Consider the following 24,600-nt stretch of genomic DNA (forward strand, 5'->3'; position numbering starts at 1 on the left):
TAGGTGGTGTCCTGCGGATCATGGAGTGCGGTCGGGTACGGCACGGAGCCAGTCGAGCATCTCGATGAGGTCCAGTGTGGCTTCGTAGCTCTCGATGAGCTTGTCGTACCTGGTCGCCAGGCCTCGCCAGTGTTTGCGTCGACCGAAGCCACGTTCGACCTGGTTGCGGTGGGTGTATGCGCTGGTGTCGAAGTCTGGGGGACGGCCGCCTGATGATCCTTTCCTTGTCCGGTTGGCTTTCTGGTCGGCGCGTTCGGGGATCACGGCGGCAATCTTGCGGGCCCGCAACGCGGCCCGGTTCGCCTTGGACGAGTACGCCTTGTCCGCGGTCAGCGAGTCCGGACGCTTACGGGGACGACCGACGCCGCCGGGCCGGGTCACGGCGATCTGATCCAACAAGGGCACCAGTTGCTTGGTATCGGAGGCCTGGCCCGGGGTGATCCGCGTGGCGAGCGAACGGCCTCGCCCGTCGGCCATAGTGTGCACCTTCGTGGTCAACCCTCCCCGGGAACGACCCAGACCCTGACGTGCCTGCGAATCGGTGGTGGTGAGCCCCCTTTACGGGCACCGGCGGCGTGCTGGTGAGCGCGCACGACCGTGGAATCGGCCTGAGCGTCCCAGTCGATGTCACCGTCAGCCTCAGCCAACGCGACCACCTGCTGCTTGAGCCGGGTCCAGGTGCCGTCGGCAGCCCACCGGCGAAACCGTTCATGACTGGTCTTCCACGGCCCGTACCGCTCGGGCATGTCCCGCCACGGCGACCCGGTCCGTTTCACCCAGCAGATCCCGTTGATCACCTGCCGGTGATCACGCCACTGCCCACCACGACGGGACTGCGCGGGCAGCAACGGCTCCAACACCGCCCACTCGGCATCAGTCAAATCAAAACGCGCCACGACCAGAACAACGAACCACCACCAAGATCCGCCGGACACCACCTAGCGCCGTGGCTGATCCTGGGCGCGTGCGCCGCCGCCGCAGGGTTGACCTGGATGGCGTGGCTGGCCGGACGCCTCGCCGCCGTGGTGTCCGGGCGCCCGTGGGACACCGGCCCGCCCTTCGGCTGGGACTTCACCGGCCGACTGCTCGACCAGGACTGGCAGCACCTGTGGCCCGGCGTGCCGCCGCTACGGGTAGCGCTCATCTACGCGCTGATGCTCACCGCGACCGTGGTGCCCGGCTTCTGGGGTGGGCGTGGTGGCAGGCCCGCCGGCCGCAGGCCGGAGACCCGTTGCCGTCCCTCGCCCGCGCTCACGACGTCGACGAACTCATCGGCGCCACCGCGCTACGTCGGGCGCAACGGCTCCGGCCGAGCCTCGCCGGACGCGACCCGAAGCAGGTGCTGGCCGCCGCGATCGGCATCGCGCTCGGACCGCTCGTCACCGTCAGTCGGCGACGTGGCCCGGTACTTCGGTCCAGTTGGGAGGACGTCATCCTCGCCGTAATGGCGCCCCGGGCGGGTAAGACGACCAGCCTCGCCGTCCCCCCGATCCTGGACGCACCGGGGCCGGTGCTCGCCACGAGCAACCGCTCCGATCTGTGGGCCGCGACCGCCCGAGCCCGCCAGCGGGTCGGCCGGGTCTGGCCGTTCGACCCGCAGCGGGTCACCCGCCAGCCCCAAACCCTCTGGTGGGATCCGCTCGCCACGATCAACGGGGTCGAGGACGCCGCGCGGCTGGCCGACCACTTCATCCAGGAGATCCGCGGCGTAGGCTCCTCCGACCCGTTCTGGCCGCTCGCCGCCGGGGACCTACTCACCTGCCTCTTCCTAGCCGCAGCCAACTCCGGCGGCACCCTCACAGACGTCCAAGCCTGGCTGTCCGACGTCACCAGCCGCGAGCCGGTGACGCTGCTGCGCGCCGCCGGATACCCGCAGGCCGCCCGGTCGCTCGCCGGTCGGCAGGGCGGCGCCCCGGAGACCAGGGACGGCGTTTACGAGACCGCGCGCACCGCCGCCCGCTGCCTGTCCGACCCGGACATCATGGCCTGGGTCACCCCACCGGCAAGCAACATCGACCGCCTCGACGTAACCACGTTCCCGACCTCCCGTGACACCCTCTACCTGCTCAGCAAGGAAGGCGCGGGGGCGGCGGCTCCCCTGGTCGCCGCCCTCACCGACGCGGTGTTCCGCACCGCCGTAGTGCACGCTGAAGCCGCTGGTGGCCGCATCGACCCGCCTGTACTGGCAGTGCTCGACGAGGCAGCCAACATCTGCAAGATCAACGATCTGCCCCAGCTCTACAGCCACCTCGGTGGCCGAGGCGTCATCCCGATCACGATCATCCAGAACATCGCCCAAGGCCAGGGCGTGTGGGGCGAACGCGGCATGACCGCCCTGTGGAGCGCCGCCACCATCAAGCTCATCGGCGCCGGACTGGATGACGCCCGCCACGCCGAAGACGTCTCCCGCCTCATCGGCGACCACGACGTCGCGGTGACCTCGATCAACCGGGACGGCAACGGCCACACCAGCTACTCCACCAGCGTCCAACGGCGACGGATCTTGGAACCAGGCGACCTGCGGGCCCTCAAGCGCGGACGGGCGATCCTGCTGGCAACCGGCGCCCGCGCCGCCATGATCGACCTGATGCCGTGGTACAGCGGCGAACACGCCGACACCATCGGTGCGGACACCGCCACCAGTGTCGAAGCCATCACCCGAACCGCCCGCGCAGACCTCGCCGCCGGCCGAAAGGACGACAACCGGCCGAGCCTGGACTTGCCGCTCCCTGACGACGGCAGGGACGCGTCATGAACGACCACTCATCCCGGCTCTCAGCCGACCTGCGCTGGGTGGAGGCGATGCTCGCCAACCTCCAACAGCAGATCGACCAGCTCGCCGGTGAACTCCGGGCGCTCGACAACCTCCTGCACGCCCACACCCTCGCGTCGCTGGGCCGGGAACCGGCCGCGGACGCCGCTCTCACGCCGGACCAGTACCAGGAGACCGACGATGGCCGCTGAACGACCGGCCCCGCCGACGGAACGCCTGTACGAGGTCAACGCCGCCGCCGCCAGCTTCTACGCCAGCCGGCTGCGCACCTCGAAGAAGACCGCCCGCTACCTAGACAGCCACGGCATCAGCGCCGCGACGGATCCGAACGGGCCCTGGCAGGTGGGGTACGCGCCGGGGCGGTGGACCGAGCTGGCCACCCACCTCCAGGCGGCGGGGTTCAGCGCCGACGACGTGGTCGCCGCCGGCCTGGGTTTCATCCACAGCAAAAGCAGAAGCCTGCTGGACCGTTTCCGCGACCGGCTCATGTTCCCGGTCACCGACGCACACAACCGCGTTGTGGGGTTCACTGCCCGCGACCTGAGCGGACGAGCCGAGGCCAAGTGGATCAACACCCCGGAAACGGCCATCTACCAGAAACGCCTGCTGCTCTACGGCCTCGGGCAGCAGCTCGCGGACCGACCCGCCGGCGTCGGCGACCCGGTCGTATTCGTCGTCGAGGGCGCCGCCGACGTACTCGCGATGCACCGCATGGCCGCCGCCCACGCCGCCATCCCCGAGACGCAGCCGGTGTACGCGGTCGCTCCATGCGGCACCAACTTCACCCGCGACCAGCTCAACCTGCTCCAACAAACCCTGCCCGGCGCCCACCTGATCTTGGCCTTCGACGGCGACGATGCCGGGCACCGGGCCGCCGACCGGGCGTACCCGGCCGCGTCCCGGTGGCCCGGCCAGGTCTCCGGAGTACGCCTGCCCAAGGGGCAGGACCCCGCCGACATGCTCGCCACCATGGACCCGATCTGGGCCATGAGCGAGATCGTCGGTGCCGTCCAGCCCCTTGCCCAGCTACAGATGACCAACACGATCAGCCGGCTGTTCGACACCAAGCGGATCACCGATCCCGCCCGGTTCGTGGAGGACCGGATCACCGCCTACCGGGCGATCGCGGAGCTGTTCGTCGACGCCCCGCACGCCAGCCGTGACATGGCCGAGGCCGCCGCCGAGCAGCTCGGTCTGGACTCCACCGACGTGGTGCGCGGCGTCTTCGAGGCGTGGCACGCCCGCACCGGCACCCCGGCGGCACCGACCCGCCTCCGGACGTACCGGCGTCCGCCCCGACGCCGAGCCGTTGCCGGCGCCACCCGCTGGTCGCTCGACGCCGTCGGGCGCGAACGGACCGGGTGAGACAGGCGGCACCGTCTCCGCGGAGGCCCGCAGCATGGGAGGCCGGAGCCTCGGCACCACCGCCGTGATCACACGCCATGACCCAACGAGCGGGATCACGGTCTGGGCGCTCGCCGACGGCATCGGCCGCCACTCCCAGGCCGCGACCGCCGCGCAGATGGCGGCCGACATCGCCGCGACGGTCACCCTGCACTCCACGCCCGCGGCCGGACTGCACGCCGCACGGGCCGCCATCAACGCCTTCTACGGCGGGGTCCACGCCAGCCAGGCGGGCGATGCCTCATTGCTCGTAGTCTCGGCGTATCCGGCCCCGGAAACCCGCCACGGCGTACGGTTCGAGGTCGCTTGGGCTGGGGACTGCCGCGCATACACCATCCGGGCCGGTCAGCTCGCTCAGGTCACTGCCGATCACACCGCCGCTCGGCAACGCCGCGACCGGGGTGAGCACACCCCGCCGGGCAGCATCGCCGACGTCCTGCTCACCTCCAGTGTTCGCGCGGGTGACATCAGCATCTGCCCACTCGATGACGGCCCACTCCTGTTATGCAACAGCGCCCTGCACCGGGCCGTCCCCGCCGGTCAGCTAGGGGCGGAACTGGCCGGGATGAGCGACGCGCAAGCCAGTGCCAACCGGATCATCAGCGCCATCGGGTCACAGCGGTCCGGCAACGCGGCCGTGTTGCTCATCCACCCCCGCTCAGCCCCGCCCTCGCTGGTCACCACCACCGGGAAAACGCGAACGGCGACACACACCGCAACCGGTTCGGCCGCCGCGCTCGCCAGGACCTCGTTCGCCCGCTCGCCATCCGCACAGACCGTCGCAGCCGCCACCGCCAGCACGTCATCTGGCCGACCCGACAGGTCACCGCCGTCGCGGCTGCCACCACGAAGCAGCCCGCGTCGACCATAAACAGGAATGGAGAAGTGCCGTGGCGCGGAAGATAGTCCGGGTCGACGAACAGGTGCACGCCGCGCTTCGCCAGCGGGCCATCGAGTCGCGCCTGCGCCCGAACGATGTTCTTCGGCGCCTCTTCGGGCTGCCGGTATCCGAGCCGGTCGCACGGCCAGCGGCGGATCAGAGCATCCCGCACCCTCAGTTCGAGATACCGATTCTGCGAGCCTTGGAACAACTCGGTGGCGGCGCACGGGCGCATGAGGTCATCGAGAGGGTCGGGCAGTTGCTCGCCGCTCAGCTCACCGACGCCGATCGCCAGAAACTCGGCAACGGTCAGACACGGTGGCGGTTGCGGTGCAACGTGGCCCGAAATGACCTGATCAAACGCGGCCACCTCAGCGCTGACAGCGCACGAGGACGATGGGAGATCACGGATCAGGGCTTGGAACGCCTACACAGCGTCGATGGCGTCGATGGCGTCGATGGCGTCGATCAAGCCTCCGCCCCCGTGCGCCAGCAAGGCGCCGACAGCGCACCGGCCACAGCCCGAAGCTCATTCGCCAGCCGAGCCACTAACGAGGCACCGGCGCCTCCGGTCGCTGGCCCCTCCTCGGAGGCGGGCGCCAGACGATCCACAACCCGGCGGGGCTAGGCCGAGAGTCCGATCCACGCCGGAAACCGCATCGACCCCCGGGCATCTGCCCGGGGGTCGATGGAAGGCCGTGGTTCCGGCGTCGTAACCCATCCCGCGAACGAAATGGCTCAGAGGAGCTGGGTGATCTACCGGTTACGCATCCGGTTGGCCCTTGATCCGGAAGCTTACGAAGAACAGTCGTAAAAGTTCGCGCACGCCACCCGCCACCCCATTTCCTCGTTGACGTGGATCCGGGAACGGGCCGCTAGGCACTGCGCCGGGTCTGCGCGCGGCGTGGCGTCCGGCATCACCGGTGGGACCGGTCGCGCCGGCTCGGGTTGGAAAGGCGCTGCTGCACCGCCTGGTCCACCGCTACGCCCACGCGGTTGGTCGGCTCCGTCCCGGCAGTTGCAGCGAAAGCAAGCTTGGCCAGACGCGGTGCTGCACGAGGCAGGTGTGGCGGTGCAGAGGCGAGTGCGGAGGCGCCAACACCGTAGAGCGCCGACCTCAGCCGATAGATCTGCTCGTGGTCCGGACGGGCAACGCTCCACCGTGCGACCGCGTGATACACCAGCGATCCGGGGACGCGTTCCAGGCTCCGGCGGCCGACGACGAAGAAATTGCCGTGACGAGCAGCCTTCTGGGCCGCTGCGCTAAGAACTTCCGCCAGTGACGGCAGCACGGTGGCGAGTTTGTCGATCGCTTCACGACGGGGACCGCCCGTGGTGAGCTGTCCTGGGCGGGCTGGCCCGGGACGGACCCATCGCGCGACAAGGCCCAGCTCACGGGCTACGTCGACGGCTGGGCCATGTGGCGGTGTGCCGTGCAACTGACTCGCGGCGTGAGCAGCAGCGCTCCAGGAACGCCAGTCCGCTCCAGCAGCGTGAGTTGTCGCAAGTGCGCTGATCGCGAGGCCCGCCTGAGTCGCCGTGGCCAGGTGAACGGCCCGCACGTCGCCCGCGTTGCGGTGCATCCAGTCCCGCGCGGCGATCAACGCGCTCCGCGCGGTGGCACCCTCTGTGATTGCCCGTCCGCCCCCCGGTATCGGCGGCATCTCAAGCAGATGCAGCAGGGATGGAGCGTCGCCCGCGTCGGCTCTCACCTGGTGACTGAGCTGGGTAAGCCGGCCAGCGCTGGCCCAGCGTGCTTCGTCCGCCACGGGCGCGTAGACGTCGTGCGCGAGGCTGTGGCTGCTCGACAGCCACTCGGGAAGTCCCGCATCGATGGCCAGCATGTCGTGGGTCAGCGCAGCGATGTCGGCCAGGGCGGCCTTCTGTCCGGCTCCTGCACGAATCGCGATGCCCTCTGGGGTCAGCGGTTCTTTCATCGGCGGTGTGTGGCTGGCCAGGATCTCGCCAGCCACAGCAACCGCTTCCGCCGCCGAGTCAAGGTGGCGCCCAACTCGGCAGATCGGCGCCGTGGTCGGGGCATCCCGCCGGGCGACGCGGGCCGCGGCGGTAAGCCCCAGGTAGAGCCGTGTCGCATGATCCCCTGCGTGTGTTTGCAAGGCGATGTCCACGGTGTCACGGTCGATGTCGGAGCGGGCAGGCTGACCGCCGGTCACCAGCTCCACGAGCTTGGCCAGCCGGAGATAGACCCGGTGCCGGGCGAAGACGGTCGCACCGATGTCGTCGAAGGTGACGGCAGGATCGGACCGTAGGCGCGTCTGAGCGTGGGTGAGGTCGTCATGCGCCCGCCCTAGCCAATCTCCGTAGGTCACATCAGCCCTCGCACCGCGCCGTCTAGGCGAGCGGCTGTCGCCGCGTAGGCGAAGCGGCGCTGGGCCGGCAGCTCCGATTGCGCGCTCGCCCGGTCGTAGCCATTCGCGAGCACCAACACGAGACGAATCAGCGCCCGACGTGCCGGGCTGGACGCAATCGAGGGGTGCCTGGCGGCGACAGCGATCGGCGCCGGGTCGGGGTACAGCTCGGTAAGCGCAGCGAGCAGTTCGGACCCGAGCAATGCCCATTCCTGACCCGGCAAGCTCGGAGAGCTCAAGGCCAGGCAGGCCAGTCGCAGGCCGGCTTGAGCCTCGGTCTCATCCTCCACTCCACGGGCTTCCAGACGGGTGGTGGCCTGCTGCAACGCGGTGAGGTAGTTCATCCCCGGATCCTTTCGGCAGACCGGGGTGGCGTCCACCAGGACAGCGATGGCCTGTGGATAACCGGCGAAACCAATCTCTGGCACGGCTGTGTGGCGGCCACCGTCTGGAAGCGAAGGGACGTCAACCTGGTCATCAGTCCCACCAGCCGTCAGGGGCGGGCTCAGCGGTTGCGGGCGGGAGTTCGGTGTGGCGGGCGGCGCGGTCGTCGTCGGCGGCCCGGCACTGCCGGAAAGGTCCGTCGTCGCCGAGCAGTTCGTGGATGTGCCGGTCGATTTCGACCGACCAGCCCGACATGCCGGTCGCCGCGAGACGACTGACCTCCCAGGAACGCCAGAGCAGTTCCAGTCGCCAGATCGCCTCCGCGTGGCGCCACCACTGCGGGCACCAGTGCCAGCGTTGCCCATCGACGCGCCATCCGAACATCGGCAGGAACAGGCCGACGACCCAGGCTTCGACAGTCGGGAACCTCAGCGCCGGTGGCGTATCCGTGGTCGCGGCGGGTGCCTGGTCATCGAGACGCTGGGTGATTTCGGCGACCTGGTCCTGCAAGGCAGCGACCATACCGGCCAGGTCCTCATCGCGGTTGCGGCCGGTCACCGGGTCCTCCTCTGTGTGGAACGTGCGGTTGAGGTGCGGGCTGGCATGGCAGCCGGGTGAGCGGTGAGCGCCCGCTGCGCGGGCAGAGCGAAGGACTCACCGGCCAACCGCGCCGGTTCGGCCGGCGGTACGGCCGTGGCGAGCGCGGCGGCGTCCGCGGCGTCGTCGCCAGCGCGGCCGGCTGCGGCGGCGGCACTGGCGCGGGCAGCCTGGTGCTCGTCGACAGCGGTGGCCGGGTTGTCGGGCGTGCCGGCGGTGGTGGCCGCGGTGCGCTGCTCGGCCTCGGCTCGGTCGAGGAGGGTCTCGATGTGCGCGAGTGACTGTGCGGACCAGCCGGTGTCTTCGAGGTTGCGCAACAACCGAGCCCGGCCGATCGGGTCCAGCGTTCCGGCCAGTCGGCTGATCTCCCGGTCGAGTTCATCGCCGACCTGGGTGAGCGCGCCGGCGGCGGGTGGCCGCCCGGGGTGAGGGCGGGCGGGGCCCGCACCGGACCAGACGTAGCGGGCGGCGTCGGCCATCGCGTCCTGGCGTGACATGCCGGCGTCGCGCCCGAGGTGGTAGAAGTCGATCAGGCTCGGGGCGCGGCGACGCAACTCGTCTTCGGCGGCGGCCAGTACGGTCGCGGCGGTGGGGTTACTGTCGGCGTGCCGGGCGGCCTGCCCCCAGTGCCGTGCCACCTCCTGGACCGGCAGGTCCGCGAGGTAGTCGCGAAGCCGTCCGTCGTCGGCGGCGAAACGGGCCCATTCCCGGTTTCGTCGGGATGCCTCTGCTGCGGCGAGCCGTTCGGCTTTCCGGTCTGCTTTCCGCTCGGTCTGCTCGCGGCGAGTCTCGTCGCGAAGTTCTTGTTCGGCTCGGTTGGCTTTGCTTCGGGCGTTCTCGGCGGCCAGCCGTGATCCGGCCTCGACGAGTACGCCGAGGGCCATGACGCGTTCCATCGCGCGCTGGGTGCCCTCGGCCCAGGGATCGTGATGTTCGGGTTGCATGCCAGCGACGCTGGTAGGTGAGGGTTTCCGGCGGCGCTACCGGTAGCGGCTACGGGTCGGCTGCCGGGTCGGCGGTGCTGGGGTTACGGGCAACGGCTGACCGGATGCCGGTGGGACCGGCGGCCGGCGGTGGTCGGGGGCAGCAGTGTGCAGGCGGGCGGCGGCGGCGGAGGCCGCAGCGGCTTGAGTGCGGCGTTGCTGGGCTTGCCGGACAGTGGCGAGGTTGTCGGCGAAGCCGGCCAGCAGGTATACGAGCTGCACGGCGGCGGCGCCGCTTCGGTCGTTGCTGAGCTGTCCCATCAGTCCGACCAGCCGGGCGAGGGAGCGAAGGTGGACGGCACGGGCGTCTGGCGCTGGTGGGGTTCGACGCCTCCCGCCGATCGCGCGATAGAGCAGTTCAGAAGCATCAGCCAGGCGCTGTGCCTGCGGGTCCGGGAAGGCGGTCGCGGTGGCGGTCAGGATGTCGGCTACGGCCCCGCTGGCCTGGGCGGACAGCGGTTCGGGTGTCCGGGTGAGGTCGCTGGTGGCGCTGCTGACCGCGTCGGCCGTCTCCTGCCAAAGGTGCTGGCGCTGTTCGGGTGTGGTCGGCGCGGGTGTCTCGAAAGGTCGGGGTGCCTGCGCCCAGCGGGTGCGTAGGCGCGGCAGGCTCAGCTCGGGGCGAGTTGGCCGCCACCGAACCAGCGCGGCTGGTCGCTGCCTGGCGGGGCGGGATGGCTGACGGCGTAGCCGGTCACGCTGTTGTCGGCACGGCTGCGCCGCAGCCGCACCCGCAGCCCGGCAGCCCGTAGCCGGTGGACGAAGTCGTCTTCGTCCAGGGCGACGATGGCTGCCGCACGGACCTGGCGGCGCAGCCGGTCACGGGCTGAGGGGGTGTGGAGCGTCGCGTCGGGGCGGCGTGCGGCGTGCCGGGCACTGTCGCGCCTGGCTCCGGCGGAGGCGGTGTGAGTCCGAGTCGGCGTTCGAGGTTGCGAGTGGCGTGCGCGCAGCGGTGCCGGTCGTCGCTGGCCGGTTCGGTCCGGCCGTCCTGGTGTACGAGGGTCGCGACGATGTCGACCCGCGTGTGTCCGTGCGCTACGGCGATCCATCGCACGCCGTTGCGGTCACCGTGGGGTGCCAGGCCGGCTTCGTCGAGGAGATCTCTGACGGCGGCGGCCCACTCCTTTTGAGTGAGTCGCCGTTCAGTGGGGTCGAGTTCGAGGGTGCACCGCCAGACGGGTCGGGGCGGCGGGTTGGCGCCTTCCCTCATTGGTGCGGCGAGCAGCGTGGCCAGGCGCGCGGTGTCGTAGCCGCCCGGTCGGGGCGCTGGTTCCAGGTCTGCCAGCTCGCCGCTGCCGTCCCAGGCGGCGACCAACTGGGGTGCCGGGTCGGTCACGTCGCGGGCGGCGTACGCGCGGCGGATCGCGGCGCTCACGAGGGTGCCGCGGGCATGCACTTGGGTGATCATCGGGTGATCCGTGGCAGCGCGGCTAGTCGACGCCGAGGAGCTTGAGCAGGGCCGGGACGCTGACGAGGTAACGGCGCCCGATGCGAAGGATCTTCACCGGGAACTCGTCGGTCTTGGCCAGCTCGTACGCCTTCGTTCGGCCGATGCCGAGGATCTCCCCGGCGGTCTCGACGTCGGTTGTCATGCCGAGGGCACGCACCGCGTGCTCCGTCCAGACCTGGGACTGCGGTGTGGTCGCGGTACTGGTCGTCATCGGTCCTCCCGCTGCTGTCTAGTGCCGACCTGTGGGTCTGTGACAACAGCGACGGTGCCGATGGCGGGGTGGTGCCGGGGCTACCCCTTGCGGTGCCGTCCGCTAGGCGTAGCGCCAGCAGGCCGGACCGCTGGTAACCCACATCCCGCGGGGTGCTACGGGTAGCAGAGGGTCAGCTTCCGGTGCCCGGTTGCGCGTCTTGCTTGGGCCGGCCAGTACTCGACGCCGAACCAGTGCGCCCGTTGATCCAGCTTTCGACCCGGTGACGCTTCCACGAGCGGATGATCCCGCGACGGCCGGGCTCCTCCAGGTCAGGTCTGATCAGGTATCCGTCCCGCTCCTCCCGCCAGGCCGGAAGGCTCTTCTCCACGTACTTGGACCAAGCGCCCGCGCCGACTCTGATGATCGTCCGGAACTCTTTCGCGGTGATCAGCTCGTCCGGGTCGCCCTCCAGCGTGACCTGGTGCACCCGCGCCTGGCGAGCCTTCCGCTTGGCCTGGAAGTACGCGATGTTGAACGCGTCAAGATCGTCAAGCGCGTTCCACTCCTGGCCGGCGACGACGTCAACCGGCTCCGGCCAGCCTGTCGTTGGGCGTTGCTTGGGTGAGGCGACGAGATTGATGGTGGGCAGGCTGCGGTCGAGGTACTCGGCTGCGCCACGGCGGTTCGTGCAGAGCCGGCCGTGAATCACCCGTAGCTCCACGATCCCCCCTGACGTCACGTGCCGGCGTGCTTCCGCGTTCTCCGCCGGGCCGCCGTTTCCGCTTCCGCTCGCTGCGGCTGACGGACGCCGGTCGCGGGTGATGGTCACTGTACCGGCAGCAACCTCACCAGTTGCTTCCGCCTTTTCCGGCACCAGCACGTCGATCCGCATGATGAATGTCCTTCCGGAAGTTGGGGGTGGGACGGACAGACGTGCCGGCCTGCCAGCGAAAGGGCGTGGGGTCTGGTCGGGCCGCGTCGCCCACCGAGGTCAGTCGCGCTCCCGGGGCCGGCAGTGATAGCTCGTCGCGGCGGCAAACCGTCACGCCTCCCGGTTGATCTAGCTCAACCGGGAGGCGTGACAGTAAAGGGTTGATACCCGGTCAGGTGCCAGCCGTGGCGAGTTCCCGCCGCGATGCCGCAGAGAGCACGCTCCGAACCGTCCGGTCGGTGACGCCCGCGAGGGTCGCCAGATCCTGCTGTTTCGCGTCCGGGTGATCCCGGTGCGCTTCGAGCACCGCCAGGACGGTGGCGGGACTGACCCGGTCGACCTGCGGCACCGGCTGCCCCTCGAACATCAGTGGCTCGCCCGCGGGTGCGTTCGACGCCGTCCGGCGACGGCGCGGCGACATCCGCTCCATAAGCAGTCGGAGCTGTTCCTCCGCAGCCTCTCGGCGCTGCTGTTCGTCAGCGGCGGCACGCTCAGCGGTTGCCGCCCGAACCTCCAGGTCCTTCTGGAGCCGCGTCTGCTCCGCGCCCTTCCGCCGGAAGTTGGCGACGTCGGTTTCCGCCAGTTCGCCGCGTCGGCGCCATTCCTGTGCTTCCGCTTCCGCCTGCCCCCGCCCCCGGGCCGCCTGCTCGGCTTCCGCTCGGGCCTTCGTTGCCGCCTCCTCTGCCGCCGCCCGCAGGGCCGCTTCGTGCTCGGCCCGCCGGCTCGCCCGTTCCGCCTCCTCTACTGCTTCCGCTCGCCGCGCTGCTTCCGCTTCCGCCGTCTGCCGCGCCGCGCGGGTTTCCGCTTCCGCCTGCGCGCGTCGCGTCGCTTCCGCTTCCGCCCGCGCGTCCGCTTCCGCTGCGGCGGCGCGGGCGGCGCGGGCATCCTCGTGCGCCGCTTCCGCTTCCTTGTGCGCCGGCCCCGGCAGCGCCAGTGACGGTACCGAGGTGCCGGTCTGGGCGAGGTGCAGTAGCGCCGTGAGCGCCGGGCCGGTCTCGCCCGCACGGGCCGCCTTCCGGGCGACGGTGCGCGCCTGCTTCCGGACGTCGGTCGCGAGCGCCTCCTGCCGCTCTCGTTCCCGCTCGGCCGCTGCGAGCCGGCGGCGCTCGACCCGAGCAGCCTCGGCACGAGCGACCAGGGCCGCCGCTCCGGGGCTGAGCCGGTCGAGCACGTCCAACCGCCAGGCGGTGAGGGTGGATCGAGGGGCGACCAGCCACCGCCGCCACCCGAACCGCTCCGGCGGTGGCGGCAGCATTCCCCGCTCCCGCAGCTCAGGCCGGTGCTTGGCCCCGCTGCGGACCTCGTACACGATGATCCCGAGCGCCGACAGGAACGACAGCCCGACCGCCTTGACCGGGTCGGCGTGGTGGCCGATGGCGTTGATCGCGACCGCCGCTGCCGTGCAGATCCAGATCAGCGCCCGCGCCGCAAGCGCACGCTCACCGGCGAGGCGCTGCTGCTGCGCGGTGAGGGCCATCGCCAGGCCGGTGCCTTCGATCGCGATCGCCGCCACCACGCCGATGGGCGTGGGCAACCCGTTGGCCCTGGCAGCGTCCACCTGGCCATACACGGCACCCGCTACGGCCAGCCCGTAGATCAGGCCGGAGTAAACCGAGGCCGCGTTGGTCCGTACGTACTCGATGCGGCGCGCGTACCAGGTCGCTGTTTCCTGCCGGCGGGCCTGGCGCCGTTGCCGCTTCGCTTCGCGCTCGGCCTTACGCTCCTGCCGGCGGCGCTTGGCGCGGGCGGCGTTCTGCTGGTCACGCTGGTCATCCAGTCGCAACCGCCCTTCCTGCATGCGCAGGCGTCGCTCCGCCGCCGCGTCCTCGTCGGCGATTCGTTGCTCGCTGGCCAGCCGCCCCGCCTCCGCGGTCGCCAACTCGCGGGCGACCCGCCGGTCGGTCCTGGCCAGGTCGGTCAGGTCGGTGCTCATCGCGCCACCGGACCTTCCGGCACACCGCGCGGCGGCACCGACCCTGGCGCTACGGGACGGATCGGGGGCAGAAGGAACAGCGGCATCAAGGCCGTAAGGTCTGTCATGGGTCGGACCTCCGTTGTCCGATCAAGGTCCCGGCCGGTGGGTTGCCTCCACCGACCGGGACCGCTGCGTTTACGGGCCGGATGGGGCACCAACGGTGGGTGATCATCCGGCCTATCGTGAGAGCTACGGGTTATCGGCAGCGCTACGGGTAACGCGCCTGGTGTACGGTGCCCGGCTCTCTGCACCTCGCCGGCCGGGCGAGCGGCCCGGCCCGGCGGGGCGGGCGCACCGTCGATGAAGCCGTTCAACGCGCTGGCGGCTGACCGGACGAGCGGCGGATCGGCGCGGCGAACGCCTGCATGCAGTAGCCGGAACAGTGCGCCCGCCAGATGCTGTCGTCGGCGTCGTCGGCATAGAGCATGTGACCGGCGGCCCGGCGGGTACCGAGCCGATACCCGGCGGCACGAAGTCGGGCGGCTGCGTCGGCGCGGCTGATGACGTGCCAGCCCAACGCGCGTAGCGCGGCATCCACGTCTGCGGTGGTGCGCTCGGCGAAGGGGTGCCCGGCCGGTAGCGGCTCCGGCGTGATCGCCTCCAGCAACCTGAACCCGCGAGCCGGGACCGGGCCGTTGTCGTGATGGGGACGGATGCCGGTCAGGCCGGCGGCGCCGGTCGGTAGGTGCAGCCACACCTGACCGAGATCTGCGGCAGCGTGTGGGTCACCAGGCCAACCGCCGAGGTGGCCGCCGCCGGAGCGCTCGGCCGCTTTGAGATAGGCAGTGGCGTGCGTTGTCATGAGGACTCCCGAGGAGTTGACATCGGGCGCTGGCAGGGCCAGCCACCCCCGATAGGACTTATAATGATACCGCATCTATGCCATGCTGCCGGCTGTTTCATCGAACAACGTGAGCTGGTCCGGGTGTGGCGCCCGCCGACGGGAACGGCGGGCCAGCGGCGTACGCCGGTTGCTCGCCGGCGTCCCGGGCGGGGCCGATGACAGGTCGACCAGCGGTGTGGACGGCGCGGACACACCGCGTGCGGCGTACCGCAGCGCGTCCATCACCTCCTCTCGGTACGCGATGGCGTAGCGAAAGCAGTTGCGGCAGTCGGTAGGTACGCGGTAGCCGGTCACGGGGTCTGGGCGACTCAGATGGGTGCACCCCGGCAGGCGGATGCGCTCGCGCCGGGCGGTGGCCGACCAGGCTTGACTGTCGGAGCTGACCAGCAGGGGGCCAACGAGCCGAAGGGCGTTGATGCTGACTCCGAACCCGTGCATTCGCACACCCAGCGGCGCGAGGGTGCCCAGGACGCGGGCCACGTCGCGTTGGGAGCCGCGCCGGCACAGACTGCCGACGCCGATGCGCATGCCGGCCAGGTCTACCCCCGCGGCCTGATACATGCCGTAGTGCTCGACGTACTCCCACGGGTGCCACCCCTGCAACGTCGGCAGCCACGGTATGTGCGGGAACTGTTGGGCGAGGTAGAGGTAGTTGGTCACGGTCGCTTCCTGGTGCTCCCGGACAGTGGCTCCGGTACGGCGCAGGCACTGCGGTTCGCAGGGCCAGTCCTGAATGCCGACGACATCGGGCGGTCCCACGTCCTCTTGGAAGCGGGTCCACATGGCCCCGTACTCGTCGGGGTGCGCGAACCAGGGATGTCCCTCCGGGTCGGCGCGCAGGATCAGTGCCGCGTACGCGCCGGAGTCGCCGGCCCAGGGTGCCCCGTTCATCCGTACCGGGAAATCGTCGCCGCGCCGCCGGTAGCGGGCCAGGGTGGTCGCCGAGATGAACAGTGGCACGGGTGATTCGTTCAACCGATGGGGATGTCCCACCCCGAGGTAGAAGGTGGTTCGGCGCGCGGCGTCGGGATGGAACTCGCTGATCGTCCAAGGAGTGATCAGCCCCCACGGCGTGTTCACGCGGTCGGGGCCGAGGCCGAACCGGGCCACGTGCGCGTCCCAGCGAGCGCGACGCTCCTCCACCGTTGGTGAAGGTGGAGGCCACTGCGTAAGGTTCTGCTTCCGCGACGGGCCGAGGACCTGCCGGCGTTCCTGTGGGGAGACGTCAACGGTCATGCCGGCGCTCCGGTAGGCCACGCTCCAGGGTGCGCAGCAGGTCAGCCTCGGCGCGCAGCGGGTTCACAGGGTCACCGCCGGGTCCGTCGCGAGCGGGTACGGCAGTTCGACCAGGCCAATCGGACAGCGCCGACGCCAGCCCCTATCGCCCACCGGCCAGGCGAAGCGGTGGCAGCCTCGATGGCGAACCCGCCGGGCGCCGATCTGGACCAGGACAAGTTCCAGCCATTCCGCCGGGGTCAGGTCGTATCCCACCCGCGCGTACTCGGCTACCATCTCCGGCAAGGGCCGGGCGCCCAACGCTGTTAGGCGAGCCCGTACACCGGGCGCCCCGCGTTCCCCGGCGCGGACCTTCTGCACGGCCCTGGCCGTCAGGACAGTGCCGTCTGGCAGAATCGTGATAGTCCTGGCAGTCCCCCGCCCCAGATACCGTCCGCGAGTTACGCGGTAGATGTGCCCAACGTGCCCAGGCATGAGGAGTGTGCCGCCGAGGATTCGAGGCATCGGGTCGGAGAAGGCGACCAGCCCTCGGAGGCCGTGCCCAGCGGCCAGGCGGAACAGTTGCCCCAGAAGCCAGCTCTCCGCGTTGGACGGCACGACATCGAGCAAGATCAGGCGGGAGATTTCCGCAGCCCGGTCAGCGCCGAGGGTCGGGAACGGCTTGGTCAGCACAGCGGGGTGCATCGGCACGCCGAGCACGACCGCCCCGACCAGGTGCTCTCGTTCCAGCAGCCCAAATGACATTCGAGAGGCCGGAAAACTCCTGCTGTAGTGGTGCTCGGTGACAAACCGGCGGATCGGGGCCTCCGGCATCTGTACGAGGCGAAAGCGGCGGCGGTCGAAGCCGCCCTCGTGCACCGGCCGCCACGTGTGCTTCCCGCCGCGCCAACGCTGGCAGAAGGCAGGGTCGAACAAGGAGAGTTGCTCAAGCATGGTTTCCACCCACGGGTTTGTTCGAGGGGTGCAAGGGGTCCGTTACCGCGCCGGGCAGGTCAACCGAAAGCCGGCGGCAGGGTTGCAGTTCTCCAGCGGCTCCGGCCACCGTCGCGGTGGCCGGAGCCGTCTCCCGTTGGCTATGCCTGGGGTGAGGCCGGGGTGGCGGGGTCGGGGGACGGCAGCGGCGCTTCGCCGCACGCCCGCAACTCGACCGCGGACAGCTCGTACCCGTTGGCTTCCAGGTAGCGCAGGTACCGCGCGGTGCTGTCGCTGACCGTGCGCCACGAGTTGCGGCTCGTCGCGTCTTCATAGGCGGCCAGGACCAGGCCGAGCGCGATCATCTGGGCGCGGTCGTCGCTGGCCTTACCTACGAGTTCGACCATCGCGGAGGCACGCCGGCCGTACGTCGGCGTCTGGTCCGGCAGGCCGAGCAGGTCATGGCCGAGGCGGTTGCCGCCGGTGAGCGCCGACGTGATGGCGTGGTCCGCACGGGCGAGGCTGCCGGCCAGAAACCCAGCCGCCGTCTTCGGTGCGTTCTTGCGAGTGAGGAAGGTGCGCAGCCAGTCCCGGCGGACCGTCTCGGCGCTGTCCCACGCCTTGTTGGACTGGATCACGTCGCGGCGCTCAGCGCGGGCTTGTTCCCGTTCCGTGTCTGTCATCTCGGCTGCGGTCTTGCGTCCGCTGCCGGAGTCGTGCCCGCGAGAGCGCAGGGTGTGCCCGTGCGCGGCGTAGTCGGTGCACACGTACTCAGGCAGCCAGACCCGGTACGGGCCAGCCGGCTCGCTCTCCTCCGTGCCTTCATCGGCCTCGGTGTCGTCGCCCCAGGGATCGTCCTCGTCCTCGTCCTCTTCTGACTCGTCCTCGTTCGGGTACACCCAGTCGTCGTCGAGGAAGGCGGCGTGGCCGGGGCAGGAGGAGTGGTTGTCCTCGGTAATCTGTTCCTCACCCTGCTTCAGCTCCGACAGCCGCTTGACCGTCTCGTTGTCCCACGCCGGCCGGTCGACCACCATGATGCCGGCGGCGGCAAGGGCAGCAGCGGCTTCTGCCTTCGCCGCAGCATCGGCGCGGGCGTCGCGCAACTGCTGCGCCTGGTGGTCGAACCCGCCGCGTTGGGCGGCGACAACGAGCCGCTTGACCGCCTCCCCGTCATCCTCGAACTCCGCGATCACGGCGGCCTGGTCAACGGTGAGGAACTCCCACCGCTGCGTGGCCCCCCGAGCGAGTTCGCTTCGGGCCACCTTGAGCGCCTTGTCGACTACCGGCCGGCTGGCGGACATCCGCTTGGCGATCTCCCCAGCCGGGACACCGCAGAGAGCCAGTTGCTCGTAGGCGGCCACACGTTCCGCCACCGTAAGGGGCTCGCGGTGGTCGTTCTCGTTGACCTGGTCAGTCAGCCGGTCGGCTTCGTCTGGCTGTGCAACCACCATCACCCGGACCCACGGACGCTGGGCCTGCACAGCCGCGAGGGTCCGGCGTTGCCCACGCAGCACGACAAGGCGCTGATCGGCGTCCTGGTAGGCGATGACCGGCTCTTTGACGCCGCGCTCGGCGATGTTCTCTACGTAGCTCTTGCGCAACCGTGGGTCCAAGCGCACATTCGCGCCCACGACCAGCGTCGCGGGATCGACACGCAGCAGCTTCTCCTCGAACTGCTCGGCATCGACGGTGTGGGTTTCGGTGGTCATCGAGGGTGTTCCTTCCAAGAGCACTTCTGGTTGAAGTCGGCTACGTCTGGCGGGCCGGCTCCGCGCAGGCCGCAGCGACCGCGACGGCGGCGGGCAGGGTCGATCGCGTCGACGGAGCAGGGGGTGCGGCGGAGCGGCGCTACGGGTAGCCGCAGCGGCTACGCTGTGCCGTGCGGACCGTCTGGCGGTACGCCGGGTTCGGGTTGTAGCGACCTGGAGCCCCGGTGCTGGCCCACGCGACGCAAGACCGCGCGGGCCGGCACCGTTACTTCCGTTCCAGTTGGGTCTCCAGCTCGCACTGACCGATCAGTTGCTGGTGCAACCACGTGCGGATCCGGTATCGAGCGAGCCCGTCGACGGCGGGTAGCTCAGTGGTCTCCACGTCGATCGGCACCAGCGCATCGGCCAGGCGGACGTACACAGCGACCAGCGCGTCACGGCTGCCGGGGCCGCGCAGACGCCGGATGATCTCCGCCTGGGCGACCGCCCGCACTCCTCCGACGATGAGCCCGGAGTCTGGGCGCAGGGTGGTCAGGATGATGTAGGTCGCGGACTCGCGGGTGGGCATCGGATTCTCGGCCGGCTCGGGCTTCGGGTTCCCGGCGTCGCCGGGCTGGTGGCCGGTCACCGCGCGCCGCCGTCCTGCTCGACCCTGGTGACGTCCCCGATCGGGGGAAGGGCTTCCCACGCCTGCCCGGTCCAGATCTGGTAGATCTCGCCGTCGTTCAGGGGCCGCTTGTAATGGAGCGCCCGCACGATGGCCCCCCACCAGGTCCGGTCGGCCCGTGCGCCAGCGCCAAACGGAAGACCCTTGACGTGGCCGTGCCGTTGCCCGACCGGCTGGATCGGCGTGAGCAGGCGGATCGGCGTCCAGCCCCTTGCCAGCACCTGGCGCACGGCGTCGGCCGCCTCCTGCTCATCGATCAGGGCGTTCAGCACCGTCTCGGCCGTGACGGTCGCGCCGTCCTCGTCGCGGCACTGCATGACGAACGTCGCCAGGTCAGCTTCGCCGAACGGCGATCCGCTGATGGGTGCGAACCAGGGATCGGTGCCGCGCGGTTTGAGGATCTGGCCAGCGGCCTGCTCATTGAGGTACAGCACAGCGTCGTACCCCGCCCCGGAGTCCCCGATGTCGCGCTGCCGCAGGTGGCGTGCGCTCAGATGGTCGTGCGGTGCCCGCAGGCCCGTGTGCGGCAGCACGATCGCGGTGTCCGTCGCCCCGCTGGTGGGCTGGGGCGAGAGTGCAGGCTGGGCGAGCAGGAAGGTCTGTCCGCCGGAAAGGTCTAGGACCGTGCCGGCGTCGGTGACGACGTTGTAGCGGGTGCGCCGGCCAGGAACGGCCTGCTTTTCGAGCACGGTCGCGCCGGTCGCGCCGGTCTTGACCCGGCTCGGGTGCCAGTCGCCCCGCGTGCGGGTCGATGCCTTGGCCGGGTCGTCGGTGATAAGGACCCGGTCACCACGGACCAGGCCGGTAGTGGTCTTCTTACCTTGAGCAGTCACGGACGTTCCTTCTGTCTGGCGGTTGTCGGTGACGACGTGAGCCGGGTGGTAGCGACACCCGTAGGCGGCACACGTCGGGAGGTCAGGGCTGCGCGAGCCGGGTCGAAGTGGTTCACCGGCAGGAGCGCCACGGGGCCGGGCTACCGGGCGCCCGTGGCTTGCTCCTCGTCACGATTGGGCAGGTCAGTGCGGTCAATCGCAGTCGGCGTCGGTCCCGCAGCGGCAGACCGCTTCGACCAGGGCCGCTCCGTGCAGCCGGGCGAGGTGCTCGATAGCCGAGCGCGCCGAGTTGAACAGCATGTCCATGTCGGCAGTCTCAGGTGACCACAGGTCGCCGCAGTCGAGCAGCCATCCCCCCGTGGCCGTTCGCACCGCCACGGCAAGGCAGATGTCTCCGTGCGCGCCAACCCAGGCGCGCACCTCTTGGGCGGAGTCCTCGTCCACGCCGCCGCAGAACTGCCACCGGAAAACGATGGTTTCCGTGACCGCCGCCATTCCCAACCCCAATCAGTTCTAATGATGCCGCATTAAGTGTTCAGGATCCGTCCGCAACAGCCTCAGCGGAGACGTTCTCAGCCTCGCTTCGCACACGGTGCCAGTCAAGGATCGCCAGCCGGCGCAGGCCGGTCGCCGTGGCGTCTCGCTTCGTGCGATGCCAGGTGGAAACACCGTCGCCCGGCAGCGTGAGCTGCCAGACCCCCGACTCGCCGTAGGGCATCTCGGCTCGGGTGCGCTTGACAACCGAGACCCGCGCGTCCCTCTCCGGAATCGGGACGCCAGCGGGGGCGACGCGCTCCGGTTCACACTTCCGGACCGGCAGCCCATTGGCGAGCAACGCGAAGCTCAGGGTGGTCCAGGGGCCGCCGTCGCCGCCGCCGTACTCCACCGGGGCGTCGTCGTACCACGAGATCACACGATCGCCCACGGCCGGAATGCCAGCCGCCAACGAGACGGGGCCGACTTCGACACCCGCATCGCTGGCGCTCAACTGATCAGACATGCGCTTCCTTCCGTTGGAGGTCCGGTTGGAGATCGGCCAACCACTTATAATGATACCGCATTAAAGTCCTAAGCGCCAGCCCGTATAGCGCTTGACCTGCAACAACACGTCCGATCACACCGATGCCACGGGGAAAGCAGGGGAACGGATTCGCCACCGAGCGCATCCGGCAAAGCCGGACGGACGCCGTTCCGGCACTCCGCCACAGCCCCCGCCGAAGCACCCGAGCGAGCCGTCAAGATCATCTAGTACGGGCGGACATCGGCTCCTCGGTGATCGAAGAAGCAGCGGAGGCGCTGCCGCGCCCGACCGGAGGCAGCGGATGATCAAGGCGCTGACCAGCGGTCCGCAAGGTAGGTCCGGACGCTGGCGGGCCGAAGTATCCGGACCTACCTTGCGACTTTCCGGCACAGAGCCGCCGCCTGCGAACAGGCCCGTCCGTGAACGCCCTGGTCATCGCGTCGGCCATCGGTGTAGGTCCGGACTCCGCAAGATCATCCGCAGGGTAAGTCCGGACTCCGCAAGGTTCGCGTGGACACTGTCGCGTCCGGCTCGGGGTTGTGGATGACCATGGCACTGACCAGCGGCTCGCAAGATAGGTCTGGACGCCAGCGGAGCCGGTTGTCCGGATCTACTTTGTGGATTCCAGCGTCAGCGTTCTGCGGGCGCGGGCGTGGCGGTGGGCTGAGTGGTTTCCCGCGAGTCCGGGGTCAGCGTGTTGCGGCGTCTTTGAGGATCGTTCCGAGCCGTGTCCGACATTCGGTCACGAAGGTGGGCCACGTGTTCCGGTAGTAGGAGATTCCGCTGATGCCCACGGCGATGGCCCATGCCCGGGCCCGGACCCAGGTGAGGTCGTCAAGGTTCACGGCATTCCAGTAGGCGTGGCGCGCTGGTTCCGGCAGGTCCCAGACAGTGGCGTGCTCGGCAGCGGGGAAGCCGACGGAGAGACCCCCGAAATCGATGACGGCGTGCAACTGGCCCTTCGCGACCAGGAGGTTGGAGGGCCTGAGGTCTCCGTGGAGCCACACGTGAGGGCTGGAAGGCTCGGGCAGTCTGAGGGCGGCGCGCCAAAGTTGTTCTAACATTTCGACATCGAGGTCGGTGTCTGTGATGGTCCGGCAGTCCTCGAAACAAGTGCTGATCCACTTGTCGCAGTCCTTCAGGCTGCCTCCGCGGTACCAGCTCAGTTCATCAGCGCGAGCGGCGCCCATGAGGTCGATGTTGTGCAGCTCGTGGACGAACGACGCCAGCTCGGTTCCGAAAGCGGCCCAGTTCTGGACGGTATTGGGCGCAACTTCGGTCCCGTCGATCCAGCGGTAGATCGACCAGGGCAAGGGGAACTCGGTGGCTGGCGTGCCGGCGTGGACCGGCTCCGGGATCTGGCATGTCAGAAGTGGTCCCAGCCGGGGGAGCCACGTCCGCTCCTTGTTCAGCGACCGAGCCTTGTCGGCTGTTCGCGGAAGCCGGACGAGTAGGTCGTTTCCGAGCCGATACATGGTGTTGTCCGTGCCGGCACCTGCCGGCGACAGCGGCAGCGAAGCCCAGTCTGGGCGTTGACTCCGCAGAAGTGACTTGACGACTGTCTCGTCGACTGGGATCTCGTTCTCGTGAAGCATCACGACATAGATCCTTCCGTCGGAGGAGACACCAGACCAGTCAAATTCTCGGCAGAGTCGTCTGGTCTCAGCCGTCTGAGTTGAGAAAGACCTTGCGCTCGTGTCCGAGCAGCGGCCGCCCTCCGCGTGGTGCCAATGGTGAGTCGCGGGACGGCCAGGGTGCGGGGTTGACGGCGGTGTCGAGGTATTCGGACTGCACTGCAGTGGGTCTCTTGTAGTCGGCGATGACGGGTTTGGTGGCGTCGCCGGCGGCGGTGGCCGGGGTGTCGGGGAAGGTGGTTGCTTCGGCGCTGGCTGCGACGGTGCCGATGAACAGGTCCATGCGACGTGACCAGTCGCGGGCGAGGACGGGCCCGACGTGGCGGTGGTAGAGGATGCCGCGTCCGCCCCGGCGGTTGCGGGCGAACCAGCGGGCGCTGCGGCGGTGCCGGTCGATGCTGTGCTGGTTGGCCTTGGGGATGGTGTGGCCGCCGAAGCCGCGCTGGCTGCGGTAGGTGGTTCGGGGCAGGCTGGGTGGTCGCCAACAGTCGTCGTCGATCCAGTGGGCGATCGGGTCCTGGGCGACTTTGGGCCGGTAGTCGGGTTGGCCGAGTCGGCGGCCGATCTCGGAGGCGAAGCGGTGTTGCCCGAGCGGGTCGCTCGCGGCGAGGCGGCGCCAGTGCAGGGAGCCGATGAGCGCGGCGATCTTGACGGCTTCGGGGTAGGTCGCGGCGAACAGCCGGGAGGTGCTGAAGGTGGTTTCCTCGGTGCCGTGCGGGATGAGTTCGGCGGCGCGGTCGCTCCAGTCGAGGCGGGCGTCGTCGGGGTGGTGGGCGTCTTGGTCCCAGCGGTGGCCGCAGATGAGGAAGCCGGTGAGGACGGCGTCGTAGGTGGCGGCCGGGCCAAGGCGGTGCAGGAGCCGTAGGTGCGCGCGTTGCGCGGCGACGATTTCGGGGAGTTGGTTGAGGGTGGGATAGGGCTGGTCGATGATGTCCGGCGGGCCGATCCAGATGCGGTGCTGGGTGCAGACGTAGCGGTGGTGCGGGAAGAGTTGCCGGACTGGGCCGCCGGGGTGCCGGGCGGTGCAGCGGGGGCATCCGTGTTGGGGTTCGTGGTGGAAGGCTTGCCAGTCGGGTTCGGGTTGGCGGATCTCGATGACGGCGCGGGCCAGGCGAGTCTCGGGTATGCCGGTGACGGCGGCGAGCTGATCAGCGGCGATGAATCGCGCGGCGCCGCTTGCGGCGCGGGGCCGGCTGACCTGTTGCCAGAGCTCGGGGAATGGGATGCCGTGCAGGTGGGCGAGCCTGGTGACGTAGGAGGCGGCGGTTTCGTGGTGGGCGGGCGCGACCGCGATGGGCAGGCGGGAGTACATCAGGCGCTCGCGGCGGCGGTCTCGGCGGACCGGCGGGTGCGCGGACGTGGCGGGGATGTTCGGGTGGCTTTCTCAGCGGCGAAGTCGACCGGGACGAGGTCGAGCAGGTCGCGGGTGATCTGTTCGCTGCCGTCCTCGATGGCCAGGATCGCGGCGCCGCGGATGAGCTGGGAGAGGCTGCCGATCATGCCGGAGGTGCGGCGGTAGAGGTGCTCGTCGAGGCCGACGAGGGTTCCAGGGGTGTGTTGGTGCAGCCGCAGCATGGCTTCGAGAGTGGCGATGAGTGACCGCCATGCGGTGCGCTGCTCGGTGGTGCCGTAGGCGAACGGGGTGGACGCGATGAGGGTGAACCGGCCGGCGATCTGGCGTCCGCGAACGCCGGCGAACAGCCCTTCGGCCTCGACGTCGATGCCGGCGTAGACGAAGGTGGCTGGCAGCCTTTCGTTATCTGGAGCCGGTGAAGGGATGTCCATGACGTAGACGACGAGGGCTGAGG

The 24,600-nt window shown here is 69.9% G+C and carries 26 protein-coding genes; 5 read left to right on the forward strand and 21 right to left on the reverse strand.

Translation table 11 applies throughout. The features are described from left to right. Positions 1 to 18: 18 nt before the first annotated feature. Positions 19 to 896 (reverse strand): IS5 family transposase gene (locus tag KIF24_RS24900; protein ID WP_407939906.1). Its coding sequence is split into 2 segments (ribosomal slippage): positions 19 to 530 and positions 530 to 896, totalling 879 coding nucleotides; the frame shifts between segments, so codons are not numbered across the junction. A gap of 335 nt (positions 897 to 1,231) precedes the next feature. Between KIF24_RS24900 and KIF24_RS24905 the strand changes: the two genes are divergently transcribed. Genes KIF24_RS24905 through KIF24_RS24920 form a run of 5 tightly spaced genes read left to right on the forward strand, consistent with a single transcriptional unit; the run spans position 1,232 to position 5,685 of the window. Beyond that, entirely contained in the window at positions 1,232 to 2,755 is a 1,524-nt protein-coding gene (locus KIF24_RS24905; RefSeq protein WP_230415878.1) for a type IV secretory system conjugative DNA transfer family protein, read from the forward strand. Beyond that, a complete protein-coding gene (locus KIF24_RS24910) occupies positions 2,752 to 2,964 on the forward strand; it encodes a hypothetical protein (protein ID WP_221087682.1) in 213 nt (70 codons plus the stop codon). Before KIF24_RS24905 ends, KIF24_RS24910 begins: the two co-directional genes overlap by 4 nt. After that, complete coding sequence (locus KIF24_RS33415; protein ID WP_230415879.1) at positions 2,954 to 4,138, forward strand: toprim domain-containing protein; 1,185 nt, start codon at positions 2,954 to 2,956, stop codon at positions 4,136 to 4,138. Before KIF24_RS24910 ends, KIF24_RS33415 begins: the two co-directional genes overlap by 11 nt. 34 nt (positions 4,139 to 4,172) lie before the next feature. Continuing rightward, positions 4,173 to 5,048 carry a PP2C family serine/threonine-protein phosphatase gene (locus KIF24_RS33420; protein WP_230415880.1) on the forward strand — a complete coding sequence of 292 codons (876 nt, stop codon included), beginning with the start codon at positions 4,173 to 4,175 and terminating at the stop codon, positions 5,046 to 5,048. 19 nt (positions 5,049 to 5,067) lie between these two features. Then, positions 5,068 to 5,685 carry a winged helix-turn-helix domain-containing protein gene (locus KIF24_RS24920; RefSeq protein ID WP_221086111.1) on the forward strand — a complete coding sequence of 206 codons (618 nt, stop codon included), beginning with the start codon at positions 5,068 to 5,070 and terminating at the stop codon, positions 5,683 to 5,685. A 289-nt stretch (positions 5,686 to 5,974) separates the two neighbouring features. Here KIF24_RS24920 and KIF24_RS24925 read toward each other — a convergent pair whose 3' ends face one another. The 20 genes from KIF24_RS24925 to KIF24_RS25020 all read right to left on the reverse strand — a co-directional run bounded on the left by KIF24_RS24925 (position 5,975) and on the right by KIF24_RS25020 (position 24,577). Further along, positions 5,975 to 7,387, reverse strand: coding sequence for a hypothetical protein (locus tag KIF24_RS24925; RefSeq protein ID WP_221086112.1), 1,413 nt, complete (start codon positions 7,385 to 7,387; stop codon positions 5,975 to 5,977). Then, positions 7,384 to 7,770: a hypothetical protein gene (locus tag KIF24_RS24930; protein WP_221086113.1), complete on the reverse strand. Its 387-nt coding sequence runs from the start codon at positions 7,768 to 7,770 to the stop codon at positions 7,384 to 7,386. The genes KIF24_RS24925 and KIF24_RS24930 overlap by 4 nt, the downstream gene beginning before the upstream one ends. 133 nt (positions 7,771 to 7,903) lie before the next feature. Then, positions 7,904 to 8,368, reverse strand: coding sequence for a DUF4913 domain-containing protein (locus KIF24_RS24935; protein WP_221086114.1), 465 nt, complete (start codon positions 8,366 to 8,368; stop codon positions 7,904 to 7,906). Then, the gene (locus tag KIF24_RS24940) at positions 8,365 to 9,351 is read right to left on the reverse strand and encodes a hypothetical protein (protein ID WP_221086115.1); all 987 of its coding nucleotides are present in this window, start codon (positions 9,349 to 9,351) and stop codon (positions 8,365 to 8,367) included. The genes KIF24_RS24935 and KIF24_RS24940 overlap by 4 nt, the downstream gene beginning before the upstream one ends. A 36-nt stretch (positions 9,352 to 9,387) precedes the next feature. Then, positions 9,388 to 9,651 (reverse strand): hypothetical protein, encoded by a 264-nt coding sequence (locus tag KIF24_RS24945; protein ID WP_221086116.1) that lies wholly within the window; start codon positions 9,649 to 9,651, stop codon positions 9,388 to 9,390. Between the two features lie 430 nt (positions 9,652 to 10,081). After that, a complete protein-coding gene (locus tag KIF24_RS24950) occupies positions 10,082 to 10,795 on the reverse strand; it encodes a hypothetical protein (RefSeq protein ID WP_221086117.1) in 714 nt (237 codons plus the stop codon). Positions 10,796 to 10,817: 22 nt separating this feature from the next. Then, positions 10,818 to 11,048 (reverse strand): MerR family transcriptional regulator, encoded by a 231-nt coding sequence (locus KIF24_RS24955; protein ID WP_221086118.1) that lies wholly within the window; start codon positions 11,046 to 11,048, stop codon positions 10,818 to 10,820. Positions 11,049 to 11,220: 172 nt separating this feature from the next. Next, positions 11,221 to 11,922 carry a hypothetical protein gene (locus KIF24_RS24960; protein WP_230415881.1) on the reverse strand — a complete coding sequence of 234 codons (702 nt, stop codon included), beginning with the start codon at positions 11,920 to 11,922 and terminating at the stop codon, positions 11,221 to 11,223. Positions 11,923 to 12,133: 211 nt separating this feature from the next. Then, positions 12,134 to 13,894 (reverse strand): DUF2637 domain-containing protein, encoded by a 1,761-nt coding sequence (locus tag KIF24_RS24965; protein ID WP_221086119.1) that lies wholly within the window; start codon positions 13,892 to 13,894, stop codon positions 12,134 to 12,136. 352 nt (positions 13,895 to 14,246) lie between these two features. Then, positions 14,247 to 14,738, reverse strand: a complete 492-nt coding sequence (locus KIF24_RS24970; protein WP_221086120.1) for a hypothetical protein — start codon at positions 14,736 to 14,738, stop codon at positions 14,247 to 14,249. A 75-nt stretch (positions 14,739 to 14,813) separates the two neighbouring features. Then, positions 14,814 to 15,923 carry a deazapurine DNA modification protein DpdA family protein gene (locus KIF24_RS24975; RefSeq protein ID WP_221086121.1) on the reverse strand — a complete coding sequence of 370 codons (1,110 nt, stop codon included), beginning with the start codon at positions 15,921 to 15,923 and terminating at the stop codon, positions 14,814 to 14,816. A 156-nt stretch (positions 15,924 to 16,079) separates the two neighbouring features. After that, positions 16,080 to 16,949, reverse strand: coding sequence for a Mom family adenine methylcarbamoylation protein (locus KIF24_RS24980; protein ID WP_221086122.1), 870 nt, complete (start codon positions 16,947 to 16,949; stop codon positions 16,080 to 16,082). A gap of 140 nt (positions 16,950 to 17,089) precedes the next feature. Further along, positions 17,090 to 18,637, reverse strand: a complete 1,548-nt coding sequence (locus KIF24_RS24985; protein WP_221086123.1) for a ParB/RepB/Spo0J family partition protein — start codon at positions 18,635 to 18,637, stop codon at positions 17,090 to 17,092. A 265-nt stretch (positions 18,638 to 18,902) separates the two neighbouring features. Beyond that, positions 18,903 to 19,265, reverse strand: coding sequence for a hypothetical protein (locus KIF24_RS24990; RefSeq protein WP_221086124.1), 363 nt, complete (start codon positions 19,263 to 19,265; stop codon positions 18,903 to 18,905). Next, entirely contained in the window at positions 19,262 to 20,137 is an 876-nt protein-coding gene (locus tag KIF24_RS33425) for a hypothetical protein (RefSeq protein WP_230415882.1), read from the reverse strand. Before KIF24_RS33425 ends, KIF24_RS24990 begins: the two co-directional genes overlap by 4 nt. 192 nt (positions 20,138 to 20,329) lie before the next feature. After that, a complete protein-coding gene (locus tag KIF24_RS25000) occupies positions 20,330 to 20,632 on the reverse strand; it encodes a hypothetical protein (protein ID WP_221086125.1) in 303 nt (100 codons plus the stop codon). A gap of 40 nt (positions 20,633 to 20,672) precedes the next feature. Next, a complete protein-coding gene (locus tag KIF24_RS25005; RefSeq protein ID WP_230415883.1) occupies positions 20,673 to 21,137 on the reverse strand; it encodes a hypothetical protein in 465 nt (154 codons plus the stop codon). A 710-nt stretch (positions 21,138 to 21,847) separates the two neighbouring features. Continuing rightward, the gene (locus tag KIF24_RS25010) at positions 21,848 to 22,753 is read right to left on the reverse strand and encodes an aminoglycoside phosphotransferase family protein (protein WP_221087539.1); all 906 of its coding nucleotides are present in this window, start codon (positions 22,751 to 22,753) and stop codon (positions 21,848 to 21,850) included. Between the two features lie 67 nt (positions 22,754 to 22,820). Then, complete coding sequence (locus KIF24_RS25015) at positions 22,821 to 24,104, reverse strand: TniQ family protein (protein WP_230415884.1); 1,284 nt, start codon at positions 24,102 to 24,104, stop codon at positions 22,821 to 22,823. After that, complete coding sequence (locus KIF24_RS25020) at positions 24,104 to 24,577, reverse strand: hypothetical protein (protein WP_230415885.1); 474 nt, start codon at positions 24,575 to 24,577, stop codon at positions 24,104 to 24,106. The genes KIF24_RS25015 and KIF24_RS25020 overlap by 1 nt, the downstream gene beginning before the upstream one ends. Positions 24,578 to 24,600 lie beyond the last annotated feature (23 nt).

The organism is Micromonospora tarapacensis, assembly GCF_019697375.1.
In the GTDB taxonomy this organism is placed as follows: Bacteria; Actinomycetota; Actinomycetes; order Mycobacteriales; family Micromonosporaceae; genus Micromonospora; species Micromonospora tarapacensis.

Excerpts from the sequence above, each read along its gene's own strand:
- KIF24_RS24910 (WP_221087682.1), top strand. The coding sequence starts at position 2,752 with ATGAACGACCACTCATCCCGGCTCTCAGCCGACCTGCGCTGGGTGGAG.
- KIF24_RS33415 (WP_230415879.1), top strand. The coding sequence starts at position 2,954 with ATGGCCGCTGAACGACCGGCCCCGCCGACGGAACGCCTGTACGAGGTC.
- KIF24_RS33420 (WP_230415880.1), top strand. The coding sequence starts at position 4,173 with ATGGGAGGCCGGAGCCTCGGCACCACCGCCGTGATCACACGCCATGAC.
- KIF24_RS24930 (WP_221086113.1), bottom strand. The coding sequence starts at position 7,770 with ATGAACTACCTCACCGCGTTGCAGCAGGCCACCACCCGTCTGGAAGCC.
- KIF24_RS24940 (WP_221086115.1), bottom strand. The coding sequence starts at position 9,351 with ATGCAACCCGAACATCACGATCCCTGGGCCGAGGGCACCCAGCGCGCG.
- KIF24_RS24945 (WP_221086116.1), bottom strand. The coding sequence starts at position 9,651 with ATGGGACAGCTCAGCAACGACCGAAGCGGCGCCGCCGCCGTGCAGCTC.
- KIF24_RS24950 (WP_221086117.1), bottom strand. The coding sequence starts at position 10,795 with ATGATCACCCAAGTGCATGCCCGCGGCACCCTCGTGAGCGCCGCGATC.
- KIF24_RS24955 (WP_221086118.1), bottom strand. The coding sequence starts at position 11,048 with ATGACGACCAGTACCGCGACCACACCGCAGTCCCAGGTCTGGACGGAG.
- KIF24_RS24960 (WP_230415881.1), bottom strand. The coding sequence starts at position 11,922 with ATGCGGATCGACGTGCTGGTGCCGGAAAAGGCGGAAGCAACTGGTGAG.
- KIF24_RS24965 (WP_221086119.1), bottom strand. The coding sequence starts at position 13,894 with ATGAGCACCGACCTGACCGACCTGGCCAGGACCGACCGGCGGGTCGCC.
- KIF24_RS24970 (WP_221086120.1), bottom strand. The coding sequence starts at position 14,738 with ATGACAACGCACGCCACTGCCTATCTCAAAGCGGCCGAGCGCTCCGGC.
- KIF24_RS24980 (WP_221086122.1), bottom strand. The coding sequence starts at position 16,949 with ATGCTTGAGCAACTCTCCTTGTTCGACCCTGCCTTCTGCCAGCGTTGG.
- KIF24_RS24985 (WP_221086123.1), bottom strand. The coding sequence starts at position 18,637 with ATGACCACCGAAACCCACACCGTCGATGCCGAGCAGTTCGAGGAGAAG.
- KIF24_RS25000 (WP_221086125.1), bottom strand. The coding sequence starts at position 20,632 with ATGGCGGCGGTCACGGAAACCATCGTTTTCCGGTGGCAGTTCTGCGGC.
- KIF24_RS25005 (WP_230415883.1), bottom strand. The coding sequence starts at position 21,137 with ATGTCTGATCAGTTGAGCGCCAGCGATGCGGGTGTCGAAGTCGGCCCC.
- KIF24_RS25010 (WP_221087539.1), bottom strand. The coding sequence starts at position 22,753 with ATGCTTCACGAGAACGAGATCCCAGTCGACGAGACAGTCGTCAAGTCA.
- KIF24_RS25015 (WP_230415884.1), bottom strand. The coding sequence starts at position 24,104 with ATGTACTCCCGCCTGCCCATCGCGGTCGCGCCCGCCCACCACGAAACC.
- KIF24_RS25020 (WP_230415885.1), bottom strand. The coding sequence starts at position 24,577 with ATGGACATCCCTTCACCGGCTCCAGATAACGAAAGGCTGCCAGCCACC.